This is a genomic window from Rhizobacter sp. SG703, from assembly GCF_012275445.1.
Lineage (GTDB): Bacteria > Pseudomonadota > Gammaproteobacteria > Burkholderiales > Burkholderiaceae_C > Rhizobacter.
On record NZ_JAAZQK010000002.1, the window covers coordinates 301,271 to 319,803 of the forward strand.

The following is an 18,533-nucleotide window of genomic DNA, read 5'->3' on the forward strand; positions in this document are numbered from 1 at the left end:
TCAAGGCTGTGGCTCCCGGACCCTGGCGTCTAGCGGACATGCCGGGCCGATTGCGTGAAGTGCGCCGACAGGGCCTCGAGACTCGCCGGAATCCGGTACGCATGCGGGGTGTACCACGGCATCATCGAGCGCACCCGCATGCCCGTGGTGACGGCGCGCGACACCAGGCGGTGCTTGAGCCGGACGCGGCACCGATCGCCGTGTCGCGGAATGTCGGCGGCGCACATGATCTTCTCGCAGTCACTGAAGAACCTGAACATGTGGCGCTGCGCAAACCAGCACATGCGGACGCGGTGCAGGTAGTCGCCGTAGAGATGCTGGTACACGTCGAAGGCGACGTTGCGATGCTCGACCTCCTCGAGCATGTGCCACTTGAAGAGAGTGCCGAACGCGGGGTTCGTGCGCTTGTGGTCGTACAGGCCGCTGCCCAGCAGGTTCAGGCCGAGTTGCGTGGTGAACGACTCGAACCCTTCGATGTAGCCGATGCGGAACCGGTCGCTCCGCCCGGACAAGTAGCCGTCGAAGTCACGCTTCAGCTGGTCGACGCGCTCCTGCAGGCCGGGGTAGCCATGCGCCAGCACGACCTTGTTGAAGTCTGAGTGCTGCTGGTAGTGCTGGGCTTCCTGCCGGCAGAAGCGGTCGGCATCTTCACGCAGTTTCTCGTCGCGGATGCGATCGATCACCCTCCGCAACGACTTGACGAAAAACGGCTCCAGGTGAGCCACGTAAAGCCCGATGGCGCTGTGCTGGTAGGACAGCTGGGCATTGCCGGCGATGTACAGCGGATGGAATTCGTCGCCGGCCGGGACAGCGAACTTCATCGTCCGCACGGGAATGGAATGCACTCGAGCCTCTGTCGAACGGGCCCGAGCCGCCGCGGCGGGACGGCTCTACAAGCCGGCGGCGAATATACCGGAGTCGCCGTCAAGTCTTCATCCGCCTCCTCGCCAGCGCCGCCCCCTCCCCCAGCGCCTTCAGCTTCGCCTCCGCCACCGCCCGGCTCATCGGCGCGAGGCCGCAATTCGTGCACGGGATCAGCCGCTCCTTCGGCACGAACTGCAGCGCGCGGCCGATGGTGTCGGCCACTTCCTCGGGCGTCTCGATGGTGTCGCTCGCGACGTCGATCACGCCGACCATCACGTCCTTGCCGGCCAGCAGCGCCATCAGGTCAGGCGGCACGTGCGAATGGATGCACTCCAGGCTCACCTGGTCGATGCGGCTCGCGGCCAGCGCCGGGAACACCTTCTCGTATTGCCGCCACTCGTCGCCCAGCGTCTTCTTCCAGTCGACATTCGCCTGGATGCCGTAGCCATAGCAGATGTGCACCGCGGTCGTGCAGCGCAGCCCCTCGGCCGCGCGCTCCAGCGCCTTCACGCCCCACTCGGCTGCCTCTTCCATGTAGACGTTGAAGGCCGGCTCGTCGAACTGCACGATGTCGACGCCGTCGGCCTCGAGCGCCCGCGCCTCCTGGTTCAGCAGCTCGGCGAACGCGAAGGCCATCTTCACGCGGTCGCCGTAGAAGCGGTCGGCGACGGTGTCGACGATCGTCATCGGGCCGGGCAGCGTGAACTTGATCTTGCGCTGCGTGTGCGCGCGCAGGAAGCGCGCCTCGGTCTCGTGCACACGGCCGGTCAGGCTCAGCTTGCCGACCACCTGCGGCACCATCGCCTTGTAGCGGTCGCGCCGGATGCCCATCTCGACCTTGTGCTCGAAGTCGATGCCCGCCACGCGCTCCAGGAAACCGTGCACGAAGTGCTGGCGCGACTGCTCGCCGTCACCGATCACCGACAGGCCCGCATCCTCCTGCGCCTTGATCCACAGCAGCGTCGCATCGAGCTTGGCCTGCGCCAGCGCATCGCCCTCGGCCTTCCACGTGGGCCACAGCTTGCCGGTCTCGGCGAGCCAGGCGGGTTTCGGCAGGCTGCCGGCGAGGGTGGCTTCGAACATTCGGACATCTCCTGTCATCGGGTGCAACGAGGGGTGCGCAAGGCGTCGCGTCCTACGACGCTGCGCGCGGACGGCCGACAGGCTGGCGCGCATCGGCCCGCTACCTTGGGCGGCTCGGCGATTGTCCGCCGCCTTCGGAGATTCCCCTTGCCGACTTCCCCTACCCCTCGCGCCGCCGGGTCCACCCCGCCCCGTTCCACGCTGGCCTCGGTGCTCGCGGTCCTGCTGATGCTGTCCGGGCTGGCGCTCGCGGGCGGCGGGGCCTGGTTGATCGCACTGGGCGGCAGCCCGTACTACGTCGCGGCCGGCATCGCCGCCCTCGCCTGCGGCGTGCTGCTGTGGCGCCAGCACGCCGCGGCGCTGTGGGTGTTCAGCAGCCTGCTGCTCGCCACGCTCGGCTGGGCACTGTGGGAATCGGGTCTCGACTGGTGGCCGCTCGCGGCCCGCCTCGATGTGCTGTTCGTGCTCGGGCTGCTGCTGGTGCTGCCGCCGGTCGCGCAGTCGCTGCGGCTGCCGGGCTGGCGCGGCGCGCGCGGCGTGCTGGCGCTGCTGTTGCTGGCATCGGCCGGCGTGGCGGTCGCCTCGTGGACGGTCGACCGCCACGACCTCGCCGGCAGCCTGCCGCCGGCCACCGCGCAGGCGGCGTCCGATGCCGCCTCGGGCGTGCCGATCGGCGAATGGCATGCCTACGGCCGAAGCGGCCTCGGCCAGCGCTGGTCGCCGCTGTCGCAGATCACGCCGGACAACGTCGGCTCGCTGCAACTGGCCTGGCAGTTCCGCACCGGCGATGTGCGCGGACGCCCCGGCGATCCGGTGGAGACCACCTTCGAAGTGACGCCGCTGAAGATCGGCAACCGGCTCTACCTGTGCACGCCGCACCAGTCGGTGATCGCGCTCGATGCCACCACCGGCGCACAGGTCTGGCGCTACGACCCGCAGATCCAGGGCGAGCTCGCGCTGCAGCACCTGACCTGCCGCGGCCTGTCGTACCAGCCGCCGCGCGCTGCGGCGGCGGCGGCCGCGGCGTCGTCCGCGGCACCGTCGACCGCCACCGACGTCTCGCCGCTGCGTGCCGGCGAGCTCGTCGCCGCCACCGCCGCCGGCGCGAAGGCCGTCGACGCCTGCCCCGCCAAGCTCTTCATGCCGACCGCCGACGGCCGGCTGATCGCGCTCGACCCCGAGACCGGCGCGGTCTGCCGCAGCTTCGGCGGCGGGCGCGGCCAGATCGACCTGTGGGCCCACATGCCGAACCTGAAGCCGGGCTCGTACTACGCCACATCGCCGCCGGTGGTCACGCAGAAGCTGGTGATCGTCGGCGGCACGGTGCTCGACAACTTCTCGACCCAGGAGCAGTCGGGCGTGATCCGCGCGTTCGACATCGACACCGGCGCGCTGGTCTGGAACTGGGATTCGGGCAAGCCCGAAGCCACCGCGCCGCTCGCGGCCGGCCAGAACTACACGCCGAACTCGCCGAACAGCTGGTCGATCTCGAGCGTCGACGAAGCCCTCGGCATGGTGTACGTGCCGATGGGCAACCAGCCGCCCGACCAGTGGGGCGGCCGGCGCAGCCCGGCGGTGGAGCAGTACTCGTCGTCGGTGGTCGCGCTCGACCTGGCCACCGGCCGCGCGCGCTGGGTGTTCCAGACGGTGCACCACGACCTGTGGGACTACGACGTGCCGGCGCAGCCCAGCCTGGTCGACCTGACGGTCAACGGCGCGACGGTGCCGGCGCTGGTGCAGCCGACCAAGCAGGGCGAGCTCTTCGTGCTCGACCGCCGCAGCGGCCAGCCGATCCTGCCGGTCACCGAAGTGCCGTCGCCGCAGGGCGCGGCCACCGGCGACCACACCGCGCCGACGCAGCCGCGCTCGGCGCTGTCGTTCGAGCCGAAGCCGTTGACCGGCGGCCAGATGTGGGGCGCGACGCTGTTCGACCAGCTCGCGTGCCGCATCGCCTTCCACCGGCTGCGTTACGAAGGCCGCTTCACGCCGCCGTCCGAAGGCGGCTCGCTGGTCTACCCCGGCAACTTCGGCGTCTTCAACTGGGGCAGCATCGCGGTCGACCCGGTGCGCCAGATCGCGTTCACGACGCCGACCTACCTCGCCTTCGTGTCGAAGCTGGTGCCGCGGCCGGACGACCGCGCGCTGATGGTGCAGGGCGAGGGCGAACCGAAGGGACCGCTGCCGGCGCTGAACGAGAACTTCGGCGCGCCGTTCGCCGCGAAGATGAGCGCGTTCACGTCGCCGCTGGGCATCCCGTGCCAGCAGCCGCCGTGGGGCTTCGTGGCCGGCGCCGACCTGCGCACCGGGCAGGTCGCATGGAAGCACCGCAACGGCACGGTGCGCGACCTGTCGCCGCTGCCGCTGCCGTTCCGCATGGGCGTGCCCAACATCGGCGGGCCGATGCTGACGGCCGGCGGCGTCGCCTTCCTGTCGGGCACGCTGGACGACTACGTGCGCGGCTACGACGCGACCACCGGCCGCGAGCTGTGGAAGCAGCGCCTGCCGGCCGGCGGCCAGGCGACGCCGATGACCTATGCGGGCGCCGACGGGCGGCAAGTGCTGCTGGTGATCGCGGGCGGGCACGGCTCGACCGGCACGCGGCCCGGGGATTACGTCCTCGCCTACACTCTGCCGCGGTGATCGACACCAGGACTCCCCAGGACATTCCCATGCAAACCACCGCCTCCGGCCTCCAATACGAAGACACCGTTCCCGGCACCGGCGCCGAAGCGCAAGCCGGCCAGCACGTCAGCGTGCATTACACCGGCTGGCTCTACAACAACGGCGTCAAGGGCGCCAAGTTCGACAGCAGCAAGGACCGCAACGACCCGTTCGAGTTCGGCCTCGGCGCCGGCATGGTGATCAAGGGCTGGGACGAAGGCGTACAAGGCATGAAGGTCGGCGGCACGCGCGTGCTGGTGATCCCGCCGCAGCTCGGCTACGGTGCCCGCGGCGCCGGCGGCGTGATCCCGCCGAACGCGACCTTGATGTTCGAAGTGGAACTGCTGGGCGTTTGATCAAGCAACACCCGCGGAACCGGCTTTGCCGGGCCGCCGGGTGGCGCCCCTTGGGGGCAGGAGCGCAGCGACTGGGGGGCCCACATTGATCCGCTACGACATCACGCACACCACGACGTACCGCTATTCGAAGCCGGTGCGCTTCGGCGAGCACCGCGTGATGTTCCGCCCGCGGGACAGCCATGACCTGCGCGTGCTGGCGACCGACCTTCAGGTCAGCCCCGATGCCAGCGTGCGGATGATCCAGGACCCGTACTCGAACTCGATCGCGCTGGTGCAGCCGCTGGTCGAGGCCGCCGAGTTGAGCTTCGTCTGCTCGTTCACGATCGAGCATGCGAGCAGCCACAACCTCGAACTGCCGCTGTCGCCGTCCGCCGAATTCTTTCCGTTCTCGTACTCGGTCGACGAGCGCTTCGACCTCGAGCACTACCTGCGCCCGCACCACGACGACCCGCACGGCCGGCTCACCGCATGGGCCCGCCAGTTCATCCGCACCGACGGCCCGACCGGCACCCGCGACATGCTGGTGCGCATGAACCAGCACATCCGCGACCATTTCACGTATGCCGATCGCGACGAGGAAGGCACGCAGGACCCGCTGAAGACGCTGACGCTGAACAGCGGCAGCTGCCGCGACTTCGCGCTGCTGATGATGGAGGCGGTGCGGCGGCTCGGTGTCGCGGCCCGTTTCGTGTCGGGCTACCTCTACGACCCGGCGCTCGACCCGGCCGGGGCGCCACGCGATGGCGCCGACGGCAACGACACGGTCCCCACCACCGGTGCCGGCGCCACGCACGCCTGGCTGCAGGTCTACCTGCCCGGTGCCGGCTGGCTGCCGTTCGACCCGACCAACAACCTGCTCGGCGGCTCGCAGCTGGTGCGCGTCGGCGTCGCGCGCGATCCGAAGCAGGCCGCGCCGATCTCGGGCAGCTGGTTCGGCGATGCCGATGCGTACATCGGCCTGCAGGTCGACGTGAAGGTCACGCGGACCGGCTGATTCCGCTCGACGGCGGTCTCAGGCCTGCCGTCTCAGGCCCTGGACACGGGCCGGTGCCCGTGCTCGAACGGCGGACGGCCGACCGGGTCGTCGTTCTCGTTCTCGTGCGGCTCGCCGCCGCTGGCCATCGCGTGGTACTCCTCCATCAGCTTGGCCTTGCGCGACGCGAGCCGCGTGCCCACCGACTTCAGGTCGACCTTGGCCTTCTTCGCCTTCGGGAAGATCTTGCCGTGCTCTTCCTCGACGTGCGCATCGATGTGCTTGCCGAGCACGATGACCTTGGCGTCGAACTGGTCGTCGGCCGGCGTCATCGCCGAGATCTCGGCGATCAGCTCGCGCGCGCTCGCATGCTCGACCTCGGCCTGGTCGACCAGCGCGTCGTCGCCGATCGCGGCGCGCACCGCCGGGTAGAAGATCTCTTCCTCGATCTGGCCGTGCACCGTCAGCTCGGTGCAGATGCGCTCGGCCACCGCGCGGCGTTCGCCTTCGGTGTTGCTGCGGTCGCTCAGCTGGTGGAACGCGATGAACAGCTTCTTGATCGCGATGTGGTCGGCCTTCAGCATCTCGATGGCGTCGAAGCGCGAGGGCTTGGCTCGGGGGCGAGGAGCGGCTGGCATGGGGATCTCCTTTCAATGCGACTTCAACGTTGGATTGACTGCATTCAGGCGAGCGTGGCCACAACCCGGTGCCGTGCACCGTCATCGACAAATGGCACGCCGCCCTCGGGGGGAACGGGGTTCCCGTCGTGCTGCAGCGACCAGGTGCCCTGGCCCTGCTCGCGCTTCGACGGGTTGTTGACTTCGACCTCGTAGACGGTCTTGCCGCGCCGCAGCGTGACGCTGAAGCCCGGCCAGGCGGCCGGCACCACCGGCGCGACGTGCAGCACGCCGCCGCGCACGCGCACGCCCAGCAGCTCTTCGATGCCGATGCGCCAGTACCAGCCGGCCGCGCCCGTGTACCAGGTCCAGCCGCCCTTGCCGGTGTGCGGCGATTCGCCGTAGATGTCGGCCGGCATCACGTAAGGCTCGACGCGGTAGCGCTGCACCGCAAGCCGCGAATCGCTCTTGCCGATCGGGTTCAGCATCGCGTACAGCGGGTACGCGCGCCGGGCATCGCCGAGCCGCGCAAAAGCCATCGCGGTCCACACCGCGGCGTGCGTGTACTGCCCGCCGTTCTCGCGGATGCCGGGCACGTAGCCCTTGATGTAGCCGGGGTCGTGCGCGGTCTTGTCGAAGCTCGGCGTGAACAGCCGGATCAACTGCGACTCGCGGTCGACCAGCATCTCGTCGACCTTCTCCATCGCGTCGCGCGCGCGCTGCGGGTCGGCACCGCCGGCGATCACCGCCCAGCTCTGCGACAGCGAATCGATGCGGCATTCGTCGTTCGACGCCGAGCCGAGCGGCGTGCCGTCGTCGAAGTAGGCGCGCCGGTACCACTGGCCGTCCCAGGCGTTGGCGTCGACCGCCGTCATCAGCTCCTGCGACAGCAGCGTCCATTCGGAGACCAGGTCGGCGCGCTCGCGGCGCATCGCGATCGGCATGAATTCGTCGAGCACCGACTTCAGGAACCAGGCCATCCAGACGCTCTCGCCCTGGCCCTTCCAGCCGACCCGGTTCATGCCGTCGTTCCAGTCGCCGCAGCCCATCAGCGGCAGCCCGTGCACGCCGCGACCGCGGCTCACCTGGATCGCCCGCACGCAGTGCTCGAACAGGCTCGCGCTCTCGTGCGAGACCGTCGGCTCGAAGTACTGGCTCTCCTCGTGCGGCGGCAGCTGCGGGCCTTCGAGGAAGGAGACCGTCTGGTCGAGCACCGCCTCGTCGCCGGTCACCGACACGTAGTACGCCACCGCATACGGCAGCCACAGCCGGTCGTCCGAGAAGGTGGTGCGCACGCCCTTGCCGCTCGGCGGGTGCCACCAGTGCTGCGCGTCGCCCTCGACGAACTGCTGGGCCGCCGCGCGCAGCAGGTGGTCGCGCGCGAAGCCGGGCCACGCATGCACCAGTGCCATCACGTCCTGCAGCTGGTCGCGGAAGCCGTAGGCGCCGCCCGCCTGGTAGAAGCCGCAGCGGCCCATGCAGCGGCTGCTCAGCACCTGGTACAGCAGCCAGCGGTTCAGCATCAGGTCGAGCGAACGGTCGGGCGTGTGCACCTCGACCGCGCCGAGCAGTTCGTCCCACTGCGCCTTCACATGCGCCAGCGCCTGGTCGGCGTCGCGCGTGGTCATGCGCACCAGCTCGTCGGCGCCGGCGAGGCTGGCGGCCTGGCCGAACGCGAACACCACCGTGTCGGACTCGCCCGGCTCCAGCTTCAGCTCGACCTGCATCACCCAGCACGGGTCGGGGCCGACACCGGCGGCCTGGCGCAGCGTGCGCTGCGACTCCAGCGCCTGCGGCGCGCCGAGCCCCTGGCCGATGCCGATGAATTCGGCGCGGTCGCAGGTCCAGCCGCTGACCGGGTGCGAGCTGCCGAGCCACGCGATGTCGCGCCCGAAGTCGGCGTTCATCGGGTTGCGCGCATACAGCGTGGTCGACGCATTGCGGCCGGCCCAGGTCGACAGCAGGTCGACCTTGCCGCTGCGGTTGTCGCCCAGGCACAGGTTGACGTAGAGCGTCAGCGTCAGCGTGCGGCGGCGCGCGCTGCGGTTGGCCACCCGCAGGCGCATCAGCTTGGCCGGCCGGTCCCACGCGACGAAGTGCGTCAGCTCCGACTCGATGCCCTCGGCCTGCGTCGTGTAGCGGCTGTAGCCGGCGCCGTGCGCGCATTCGTGCGTCGCGCCGGGTGCGCTGCGCGGCTGCGCGGTCGGCGTCCAGTACGCGCCGGTCGCGCGGTCCTGCAGGTACAGGATCTCGGACGACGGATCGACGAGCGCATCGTTCGACCACGGCGTCAGCTGGTTCTCGCGCGCATTGATGCGCCAGGTGAAGGCCGAACCGCTCTCAGACACCAGCGTGCCGATCTGCGGGCTCGCCATCACGTTGACCCAGGGCGCCGGCGTGGTGCGGCCCGGCGGCAGCACGATGCGGTACTCCTTGCCGTCGGGCGTGAAGCCGCCGGTGCCGTTGAAGAACTGCAGCTCCGCGGTGGCGGTCGGCTCGGACGGCGCACCGCCCTGCGCCAACGGCGCGCGCAGCGGCATCGTCTGCGGCAGCGGCGGCACCTCGCGCGGCGCGCGCCGGCGCAGCTGGTCGCCCAGCAGGCCCTGGCCGCCGCGCAGCAGCACGCGGCACAGCGTCATCAGCAGGCGGCGCTCGTCGTCGGGCAGGCGGTCGCCGCGCAGCACGTAGATGCGGCCGCCGGCGGCCGGCGCGTCCGGGCCGGCGCCGGCCTGGCGCACCATGTTCTCGATCGCATGCTGCATGTCGTCGGAGTACGAGGTGGCGCGGTCGTTCAGCACCACGATGTCGACCTCGAACGACCGCGCCTTCCAGAAGTGGTGGCCGCGCACCATCTGCTGCACCAGCGGCAGGTCGTCGTTCGAATCGATGGTGACGAGCAGGATCGGCCGGTCGCCCGAGATGCCGTAGCGCCACAGCGCCCGCTGCGACAGCTGGTTGCCGCGCATGAACTCGGTGCCGGGGCGGAACGTGGTGTCGGAGAACATCAGGTAGGCCGACAGCGCCTGGAAGTGCGTCGCCTCCTCGCTGCCGACGCCCAGCTGGTGCAGCTTGGCCTGCGCATACACCCACGAGCGCGAGATCTCGCGCTGCAGCGCGCTGAACGAGCCGAGCCGCTGCCAGGTGCGGCTCGCGCTCTCGCGGTCGGCGCCGAAGGCCAGCACGAACGCGACGCGGGCCGACTGGCCCGGCTTCAGCTCGAGGGTCTGGCGCAGGCACAGCACCGGGTCGAGCACCGCGCCGGTCGTCATCGCGAGGCCGCCCTGCTCGGTCATCGCGATCGGCTCGCGCTTGCTGCGACCGCGGCCGATCACCGTGCGGCGGTCGGTGTCGTACGACAGCGGCCCGGCCTGCGTGCCCTCGACCACCGCGCCGAGGATCGCGGTCGGTGCCGACTCGTGCGACGCGCGCGGGCGCCGCGTGGCCAGCAGCGCGCCGCGCGCCGCGTCGTACTCGGTGGTGATGAACAGGTTCGAGAAGGCCGGGTGCGCCATGTCGGCATTGCGCTGGTTCAGCACCACCTCGCCGAGCGCGCTGACCTCGACGCGGCGCACGCCATGGCCTTCGTTGGTCAGCTTCAGCGTGCGGATCTCGGCGTCTTCCTGCTGCGCGACCACCACCTCCAGGCTGCTGCGGATGCCGTGCTGGCGCAGGTCGAACTGCGCGCGTGCCTCGGCGAACTCGACCGACTGGTGATCCGGCTCGCTGAAGGTCGGCGCGAGCGTGGCCGACCACAGCACGCCCGAATCGGCATCGCGCAGGTAGATGAAGAGGCCGCAGTCGTCGAGCACGCGGTCTTCGCGCCAGCGCGTGATGTCGAGGTCGGCGCATTCGCTGTAGCCGGAGCCGCTGGCGGTCAGCGCGGTCGCGTAGCGTCCGTTCGACATCAGGTGCACCGCCGGGCGGCGCAGGTCGCTGGCCTGCACCCGGCGCACGCGCTGCGTCGAATGGCGGGCCAGCTTGTCGTGGCGCTCCGGCGCCGCGGTGCTGTCGCGCGCGATCACCACCGAACCGGCCACCTGCTCCTGCAGCAACAGGTCGAAGGCGTTCATCTCGGGCTCGCGGTGGAAGCGGTCGGCCAGGCTGTCCGGCGTCAGCAGCGCGGTCAGCGCGAGCAGGCTCATCGCCTGGTGGTGCGCCATGTGGCTCTTGACGATCGCGCACTTCTCGTCCTCGCCGAGGCGCTCGGCGGTGAAGTCGATCGCCTCGTAGAAGCCGTGCGGCCCGAGCGCGCCGAGCCTGGCGAGCGCGGCGAAGTTCTGCCGCACCTCGGCCGGCGCGAACGGCGCGGCCAGCGCGGTCGCGTATGGCGCGACCACCAGCTGGCGGTCCATGCCGCGCTTCAGGCTCAGCGCCGGCGCGCCGGACGGCCCGTACTGGTAGGTCAGCTCGACGTCGCGCACGTTGAGGCCCGACTCGGAAATGCCCCAGGGCACGTTCTGCTCGCGGCCGTAGCGGATCTGCTCGGCGATCGCGTTGTGGCAGGTCTGGTGCAGCAGGCTGCCGGGCGGCGTCTTCATCACCAGCGCCGGCATCAGGTACTCGAACATCGAGCCCGACCACGAGATCAGCACCGGGCCGGCGGCCACCAGGCCCATGTGGCGGCCGAGCCGGAACCAGTGGTCGACCGGCACGTCGCCCTTGGCCGCGGCGAGGTAGCTGCCGAGCCGCGATTCGGACGCCAGCAGGTCGTAGCGTCCTTCGTCGAGCTGGTGCTCGGCGACGCGGTAGCCGATCGAGAACAGCTTGCGCCGCGCATCGAACAGGAAGCCGAACTGCATGCCGCGCCAAGCGGCCTCGGCCTGTGCCGCGCAGGCGTCCAGGTCGGCGAGCCAGGCTGCGGTGGCGATGCGCGCCTCGGCGCAGGCCTTCAGCGCGGCCGCCAGCGGCAGCGCGGCCGCTGCAACCTGGCCCGGCTGCTGCGCGGCGGCCTTCAGCGCCGATTCGACCTCGATCAGGTGCACCGGCACGTCGCCGACGCAGGGCACCCGTGCGAGCAGCGGGCCGAGCGTACCGCCGAGCAGCTCCGGCGCCTGCTGCTGCAGCGTTCCGAACGCGGCGTCGACCGCCCACGGGCAGTGGCGCTGCAGGTCGTCGAGGTGCGCCGCCAGCGCATGGCACAGCCGCTCGGCCTCGTCGACGACCGGCTTCAACGCACCGGCGCCCTGCGTGGCGCCGTCGGCGCTGCCGAACGCATAGGCCTCGAGCAGCTCCTTCAGGTGCCCTGCGAGCTGGGCCGCCCCGGCCAGCGCGCGGCCGGCGTCGGCCGGCGTGGCCGGGTCGGCCTGCAGCAGCTTGGTGCCCAGGTCGGCCACCGCCCGGTCGATCTCGGCCGGGCTGACGTTGCCGCGCGGCGCGCCCTTGTCGCCCCGCGGGCTGCCGGCGCGCAGGCTGCGCCATGCCGACTGCAGCTCCAGGAAGCTGTCGCGCGGCCCGGCCAGCCGCTCCGGTCCGACCACCGGGCGTTCGCGCTCTTCTTGCAGCGCGCGCGCCACGACGACCAGGTGGGCCGCGAGGTTGCCGCTGTCGACCGACGACACGTAGCGCGGCTCCAGCGGCCGCAGGTACTGGGTCTCGTACCAGTTCAGCAGGTGGCCGTTGTAGGTCTCGAGCTTCGCCATGCTGCCGAGCGTGGCCTTCATGCGCGCGAGGAAATCGCCGCCGGCCAGCCAGCCGAGGTCGCGCGCGCGCGTCAGCGCCAGCAGGTACAGCCCGATGTTGGTCGGCGAGGTGCGGTGCGCGACCACCTCTTCCGGCTCGAACTGCACGTTGTCCGGCGGCAGGTGGTTGTCGGCCGGGCCGACGTAGTCCTCGAAGAAGCGCCAGGTGCGGCGCGCGATGCGGCGGAATTCGCGCAGGTCCTGGTCGCCGGCGAGCCGGCCGGCCAGCAGCACCGGCGAGCTGATCGCGACCGCGATCACCGGCGCCAGCCACCACGCGGCGAGCAGCGGCGCGGCCGCGACGATCGCGTCGCGGTTGAACAGCAGGATCAACGCGCTGGACGCGATCAGCGGCAGCGTCGCGCTGCTGATGGCCCAGCTGAACTGCCGCAACTGCCCGCCCGCCGCCGCCTTGGCCTGCGCCGCGGTGCGCCATTCGAGCATCTTGCGTTGCGAGACGAAGGTGCGCCAGACCGCCCGCGCGATCGCGTCGGCCATCACGCAGGCGCTCTGCGCCAGCAGCACCAGCTCGATCAGCGCATGGCCGGCGACATGGCCGAGCTCGCGCGTCAGCTGGATCGGCCGGTTGCTGCGCACGCCCTTCGGTACCGGCGCGAACAGCGCCGAGAACCAGCCGAGCAGCCCGGGCAGGCTGATCGACGCCAGCACCAGCGCGAGCCACGCGAGCGGCTGCGCGGCCGGGTCGATGAAGGCCACGATGACCAGCGCGAACGACGCGATCGGCAGCAGCGAGCGCCGCAGGTTGTCGAGCATCTTCCAGCGGTTCAGCGGCGACAGCGGCTCGGCGCGCACGCCCAGCAGCCACGGCAGCAGTTGCCAGTCGCCGCGCACCCAGCGGTGCGCGCGGGCCGCGGCGACCTCGGAGTGCGACGGCGAATCCTCGAAGAACGCGACATCGCTGACCAGCGCGCAGCGCGCGAACGCGCTCTCGAACAGGTCGTGGCTGAGCAGCGCGTTCTCGGGCACCCGGCCCGACAGCGCGGTGTGGAAGGCCTGCAGGTCGTACAGCCCCTTGCCGGTGTAGGTGGCTTCGCCGAAGGTGTCCTGGTAGGTGTCGGAGATCGCGGCCGCGTACGGGTCGACGCCGGCGCCGCTGGAGAAGATCCAGCGGAACACCGAATGGTCCTCGGCCTGCGGCAGCAGGAACGAGATGCGCGGCTGGAACAGCGCGTAGCCGCGCTCGACGCGGCCGGTCTGCGGGTCGATCTGCGGCCGGTTCAGCGGATGGGCGGCGGTGCCGACCAGCCGGGCCACCGAACCGACCGGCATGCGCGTGTCGGCATCGAGCGTGATCACGTAGCGCACGCCGCGCGGCACGCGCTCGGCACTGCCGTCCTCGAACACGTACGAGGTGCCGGGTTCGCCGATCAGCAGGCGGTTGAATTCGTCGAGCTTGCCGCGCTTGCGCTCCCAGCCCATCCAGGCGCCTTCGTTCTCGTTCCAGCAGCGCGAGCGGTGGAACAGGTAGAAGCGGTCCTCGACGCGGCCGTCGGTGGCCATGCCGTTGGCGGTGCCGGCCTGCAGCGGGTAGCGCAGGTTCAGCAGCGCCACGGCCTCGCGCGCCTTCGCGAGCAACGCGGCGTCGGTCTCGAGCGACTGGTCGGGCGCGTCGCGCCAGTCGGTCAGCAGCCCGAAGCGCAGCTGGTCGTCGCGGTTCGACAGGTAGTGGCGCTCCAGCTCGCCGACCTGGTGCTCGACCTGGTCGAGTTGGGTCAGCATCGTCGGCACCACCACCATCGTCTTGCACTGCGGCGGCAACCCGTGCGAGAACTCCAGGCGCGGCAACTGCGCCGGCCTGAACACCCGGCCGAGGATGCGGTTGATCAGCAGCACCGCGATCTCGGAGGCCGGCCAGACCGCCAGCAGGAAGATCACGAAGGCCGGCAGCGACACGTGCTCTTCGCCGTAGCCGGCGCGGAAGGCCAGCGCGGTGAACGCGAAGGTCAGCGACAGCACCAGCGCGGCGTACAGCACCAGGCGGGTGTGCGGCACCGCGTCTTCGATGCGGCGCAGCGGGTTCGGCGTCAGGCCGATGCTGCGCTCCAGCTCGGGCCGGCGGTCGGACAGCAGCCAGCGGCCGATGTCGGTGTCCTCGCCGTCCTGGCCGGCATCGCTGCCCGCCTCGGTGCCACGGGCGCGCCCGCGGCCGAAGCGGTCGACGACCAGCTCGGCGAGGTCGGGCTCCGGCAGCCCGCTGCGCAGGCTCAGCCGCTCCAGCTCCAGCCGGTACAAGGCCTTCGAATGCGGGTCCATGCGCGCGTAGACGCTGTTGCGCTGCAGTGCGCGGTCGACCAGCGAGGTCTTCGCGAAGATGTCGACCCAGTCGCTCAGCTCGATCGCCTTCACGCTGCGGAAGATGTTGCGCACCCGCACGTCGAGCATCGTGCGCACGACCAGGTCATCTTCGATCGCGCCGGCCTGGTGGACGATGCCGACGCCTTCGGCATGCGCGCCGCCGGCGATGCTGGCCGGATCGTCGTAGCGGCGGCGCTGCGCCAGCTGGCCGAGGTAGGCCTGGCGGAACACCGGCGACGCGTTCTTCAGGTCAGGCACCGCGGACGCGGCCTTCTGCGTCGGCCCGCGCGACGACGAGGCCAGCGCCGCATCGGCCACCAGGTCGGCCGCATGCGCGCCACGGTGGATCTCGAGGATCTGCTCGGCACAGGCCCGCAGCTGGCGGATCAGCAGGAAGTTCAGGATCGGCGCGAGCAGCGCCAGCTCGCGCAGCATCAGCGGGTGCACCTTCTGGTACTCGACCAGCACGTGCACCAGCTCGTCGGCTTCGAAGTCGAAATCGCAGGCCTCGAGGTAGAAGTGCGAGAACAACTCGATGCGCGCGCGCGACGGGTGGCCGCCGGTCTGGTAGGCCGGCAGGCCGCGCACCGCCTTGTCGGGCAGTTGCTGGCTCAGCGCGGTCTGGATGCGCTCGATGACATAGAAGTTGTCGACCAGCCACTGCGCCGCCTGCGACAGCGAGCGCTGTTCGTCGGTGAAGGTCTCGATCTGCCGCACGCAGGCGCGCAATTCCTCGATCGCGCGCGTCAGCTCGCTCTTGAAGCGGGCACGGCGCACCGAGCGCGAAGGCGCATCCCAGCGCGAGAACGCGCCGGCGAACTCCTCGATCGCCGCAGGCAGCGCGAAATCGAATCCCTCGTAGACCGTGATCGAGGGATTCATCGGCCCACCCCCGAAGGCGCCTCGCCGCGCACCGTCAATGTCGTTGCGACCACGAGAGGCTCGCGACCTGCGTCGACAGCCCGTCGCTGAACGACATCATGACCATGCTGATCACCAGGAACGGCACACCCACAGCCCACATCAACAGTCTTTTCATTCGCCACTCCCGTCGGCAATTCGTGAATCCGGAGCACCCTTGAATCCGGACAACTGGAGGACGAGTCTAGGGAGTGCCCCCCGCCGACACAGCCGGACGACAGGGCCTTCGTCTGTCGGTGCTGTCCTACGCCGCCGGCCTTGGCGACGCTGTAGGCTGGCTCCTACACGCGCTCCCGCGCTCTTCCGTCAGCACCGGCGTTGCCCGATTCATACAATCAGGCGCATGTCTGTCGGCATCCTCGCGGCCCTTCACGTCACGTTTCCGGCGGAAATGGCAAGATCCATGACCTTTGCAGACAGTGTTGTCGCGTGGACTGCCGTGAACTCCAGTCCTCGTTGCGCGTGCCTCGCCTGTTGAAGAAAAATCCAGAAGTCGGGACATGCTGAAAACCTACATCGTCGAAGACAGCCCGGTGATCCGCGAGAACCTGATCGCGGCGCTCGAGGAGCTGGTGGCCGTCGAAGTCGTCGGCACCGCCGACAACGAGGCCGCCGCGCTGTACTGGCTGAAGCAGCCGCGCAACGGCTGCGACCTGGTGATCGTCGACATTTTCCTGAAGAGCGGATCGGGCCTCGGCGTGCTGTCGGCCAGTGCCGACCTGCCGGACGCGACCAAGCTGGTCGTGCTCAGCAACTACGCGACACCGGACATGCGGCGCAAATGCCTGGAGCTCGGCGCGGACAAGGTGTTCGACAAGTCGAACGAGATCGATGCGCTGATCGGTTACTGCCAGCGACTGGCCTCGGGCGAGGCCGCCAATTCGAGTTCGGGAAGCCTGTAGCGCGCGCTTCATGTGAAGCAGCGCGGGCAGCGGCAGGAGGCGGATGGGCCCCGCGCGGCCCTCCCGGGCGGCGCAAGGCCGGATGCGCCGGCCCGTTGGCGAACGAGCTACTGGATCAGGCCGTTCTTCAGCGCGTAGTAGGTCAGATCGCTGTTCGACTCGAGCTTCATCTTCTCCATCACGCGGGTGCGGTAGGTGCTGACGGTCTTGACGCTCAGCGACAGGCTGTCGGCCATGTGGCCGATGGTCTCGCCCTTGGACAGGCGCAGGAAGACCTGGAACTCGCGCTCGGAAAGCTGCTCATGCAACGGACGGTTCGCATTGCCGCCGAGGTTGTTGGCCAGCAGCTCGGCGACGGCCGGGGTGATGTACTTGCGGCCGCGGGCGACCGTGCGGATCGCGGTGACGATCTCCTCGGGATCGCACTCCTTGTTCAGGTAACCGCTCGCGCCCTGGCGCAGCAAGGTGGTGGCGTAGTGCTCTTCAGGGAAACCGCTGAGGATGAGGATGGGCAGGTCGGGCTCGCGGGCGCGGATCGCGGCCAGCGCGTCGACGCCGCTTTGCTGCGGCATCGACAGGTCCATGACCAGCACGTCGATCTGTTCCTTGCGCACGATGTCAAGGGCTTCGCGGCCGTTGGAGGCTTCGGCGACGACCTGCAGATCGACTTGCTCCGCGAGATACTGGCGCAGACCGGCGCGCACGAGCGCGTGGTCGTCAACGATGGCAATCTTGATCATGAGCGACTGTCCCCTGTGGTTGGACTCCAATCGATTCTAGAGGCACACAGAAAAATCGCATGAAGAACTTCTTTCACCGATTCAAGCGCAGTGCCTTCACGTTCCCGCTCGCGGTGGTGACCGCGCTGACGCTGATGGGCATCAGCGAGACCGCGTACCGCACCTCGGTGGAAGCGCTCGACCGGCTGGGCGAAATGGGCGTCGCCCGCACCAACAACATGGTGCTGCTGCGCCAGGTGCTCGATGCCGAGAACGGCCAGCGCGGCTACCTGATCACCGGCCGCCCCGAGTACCTGAAGCCCTACCGTTCGTCGATGGCGAACATCGGCGAGACGCTGCGCACGCTCGGCGAGTACTACGCGCACGAGCCCGACCGCGTCGCCGACTTCACCGTGCTCGCGACGCTGGTCAGCCGCAAGGTCTCCGAGATGGACACCACGGTGCAGCTGCGCGCCGACGGGCGCGACGAGGCCTGGCGCGCGGTCATCGAGACCGACATCGGCCGCGAGCAGATGGAGAGCATCCGGCTCGCGTCCGAGCGGCTGGTGGCGCGCGAATCGACGCTGATCGCGGCGCGCCGCGACGAGGTCTACCAGACGCTGCTGCTGAGCCGGCTCGGCGTCAGCACGATGACGGCGCTCAGCGTGCTGGCCTTCTTCATGTACCTGCGCCAGTCGAACACGCTCGAGAAGGAGCGGGTGCACAAGAAGGAGGCGCTGCAGGCCGAGCGCGACCTGCTGGAGGTGCAGGTGACGGCGCGCACCGCGCAGCTGACCGAACTGGCGCAGCACCTGCAGACCGCCCGCGAGGACGAGCGCAGCCGGCTCGCGCGCGACCTGCACGACGAGCTCGGCGCGCTGCTCACCGCGGCCAAGCTCGACGTCGCGAGGCTCAAGTCGCGCATCACGATCCACACGCCCGACATCACCGAGCGGCTGGTGCACCTGAACGACACGCTGAACGAAGGCATCGCGCTGAAGCGCCGCATCATCGAGGACCTGCGGCCGTCGTCGCTGAGCAACCTCGGGCTGCTGGCGGCGCTGGAGATCCTCGGCCGCGAGTTCGCCGAGCGTTCGGGCGTCAAGGTGGTCAGCGATCTCGCGCCGGTGTCGCTGAAGCCTTCGGGCGAGCTGACGGTGTACCGCCTGGTGCAGGAGGCGCTGACCAACGTCGCGAAGTACGCGCAGGCGCGCCAGGTGGTCATCACGCTGAAGGCGCGCGGCACGCTGGCCGAAGTCGACGTGCACGACAACGGCGCCGGCTTCGACACGCAGATCGCGCGGCCGTCGAGCCACGGGCTGCTGGGCATGCGCTACCGCGTCGAGGCCGAAGGCGGCCGCATGGCCATCCAGTCGACGCCCGGCGCCGGCACGCGCATCCAGGCGACGCTGCCGCAGCTCTGAGGATGACGGCCCCTCG

At 70.1% G+C, this 18,533-nt stretch carries 11 protein-coding genes; 5 read left to right on the forward strand and 6 right to left on the reverse strand.

Going from position 1 to position 18,533, the window contains the following annotated elements; genetic code table 11:
• Positions 1 to 29: 29 nt before the first annotated feature.
• Together FHT26_RS04365 and FHT26_RS04370 are read right to left on the reverse strand one after the other, a co-directional pair.
• Positions 30 to 821, reverse strand: a complete 792-nt coding sequence (locus FHT26_RS04365) for a metal-dependent hydrolase (RefSeq protein WP_168558951.1) — start codon at positions 819 to 821, stop codon at positions 30 to 32.
• A gap of 103 nt (positions 822 to 924) precedes the next feature.
• A complete protein-coding gene (locus tag FHT26_RS04370) occupies positions 925 to 1,947 on the reverse strand; it encodes a methionine synthase (RefSeq protein WP_168558952.1) in 1,023 nt (340 codons plus the stop codon).
• A gap of 147 nt (positions 1,948 to 2,094) precedes the next feature.
• Here FHT26_RS04370 and FHT26_RS04375 point away from each other — a divergent pair, with 147 nt between their 5' ends.
• The 3 genes from FHT26_RS04375 (at position 2,095) to FHT26_RS04385 (ending at position 5,961) form a co-directional block, all read left to right on the forward strand.
• A complete protein-coding gene (locus FHT26_RS04375; RefSeq protein ID WP_490362769.1) occupies positions 2,095 to 4,587 on the forward strand; it encodes a membrane-bound PQQ-dependent dehydrogenase, glucose/quinate/shikimate family in 2,493 nt (830 codons plus the stop codon).
• 23 nt (positions 4,588 to 4,610) lie between these two features.
• Positions 4,611 to 4,964, forward strand: coding sequence for an FKBP-type peptidyl-prolyl cis-trans isomerase (locus FHT26_RS04380; protein ID WP_157598134.1), 354 nt, complete (start codon positions 4,611 to 4,613; stop codon positions 4,962 to 4,964).
• 85 nt (positions 4,965 to 5,049) lie between these two features.
• Positions 5,050 to 5,961, forward strand: a complete 912-nt coding sequence (locus FHT26_RS04385) for a transglutaminase family protein (protein WP_168558953.1) — start codon at positions 5,050 to 5,052, stop codon at positions 5,959 to 5,961.
• A 32-nt stretch (positions 5,962 to 5,993) separates the two neighbouring features.
• Here the strand turns inward: FHT26_RS04385 and FHT26_RS04390 are convergent, their stop codons facing one another.
• The 3 genes from FHT26_RS04390 to FHT26_RS30250 are packed head-to-tail and all read right to left on the reverse strand — an operon-like array spanning position 5,994 to position 15,590.
• Complete coding sequence (locus tag FHT26_RS04390; protein ID WP_168558954.1) at positions 5,994 to 6,578, reverse strand: hemerythrin domain-containing protein; 585 nt, start codon at positions 6,576 to 6,578, stop codon at positions 5,994 to 5,996.
• A 44-nt stretch (positions 6,579 to 6,622) separates the two neighbouring features.
• Positions 6,623 to 15,433, reverse strand: a complete 8,811-nt coding sequence (locus FHT26_RS04395; protein WP_168558955.1) for a glycoside hydrolase family 94 protein — start codon at positions 15,431 to 15,433, stop codon at positions 6,623 to 6,625.
• Between the two features lie 34 nt (positions 15,434 to 15,467).
• Positions 15,468 to 15,590 carry a hypothetical protein gene (locus FHT26_RS30250; RefSeq protein ID WP_255358684.1) on the reverse strand — a complete coding sequence of 41 codons (123 nt, stop codon included), beginning with the start codon at positions 15,588 to 15,590 and terminating at the stop codon, positions 15,468 to 15,470.
• A 382-nt stretch (positions 15,591 to 15,972) separates the two neighbouring features.
• Between FHT26_RS30250 and FHT26_RS04400 the strand changes: the two genes are divergently transcribed.
• Positions 15,973 to 16,374, forward strand: coding sequence for a response regulator transcription factor (locus FHT26_RS04400; RefSeq protein WP_047584703.1), 402 nt, complete (start codon positions 15,973 to 15,975; stop codon positions 16,372 to 16,374).
• 107 nt (positions 16,375 to 16,481) lie between these two features.
• Here the strand turns inward: FHT26_RS04400 and FHT26_RS04405 are convergent, their stop codons facing one another.
• Positions 16,482 to 17,114: a response regulator gene (locus FHT26_RS04405; protein WP_056805727.1), complete on the reverse strand. Its 633-nt coding sequence runs from the start codon at positions 17,112 to 17,114 to the stop codon at positions 16,482 to 16,484.
• A 59-nt stretch (positions 17,115 to 17,173) separates the two neighbouring features.
• Here FHT26_RS04405 and FHT26_RS04410 point away from each other — a divergent pair, with 59 nt between their 5' ends.
• Positions 17,174 to 18,517, forward strand: coding sequence for a CHASE3 domain-containing protein (locus FHT26_RS04410; protein WP_168558956.1), 1,344 nt, complete (start codon positions 17,174 to 17,176; stop codon positions 18,515 to 18,517).
• Positions 18,518 to 18,533: the final 16 nt, after the last annotated feature.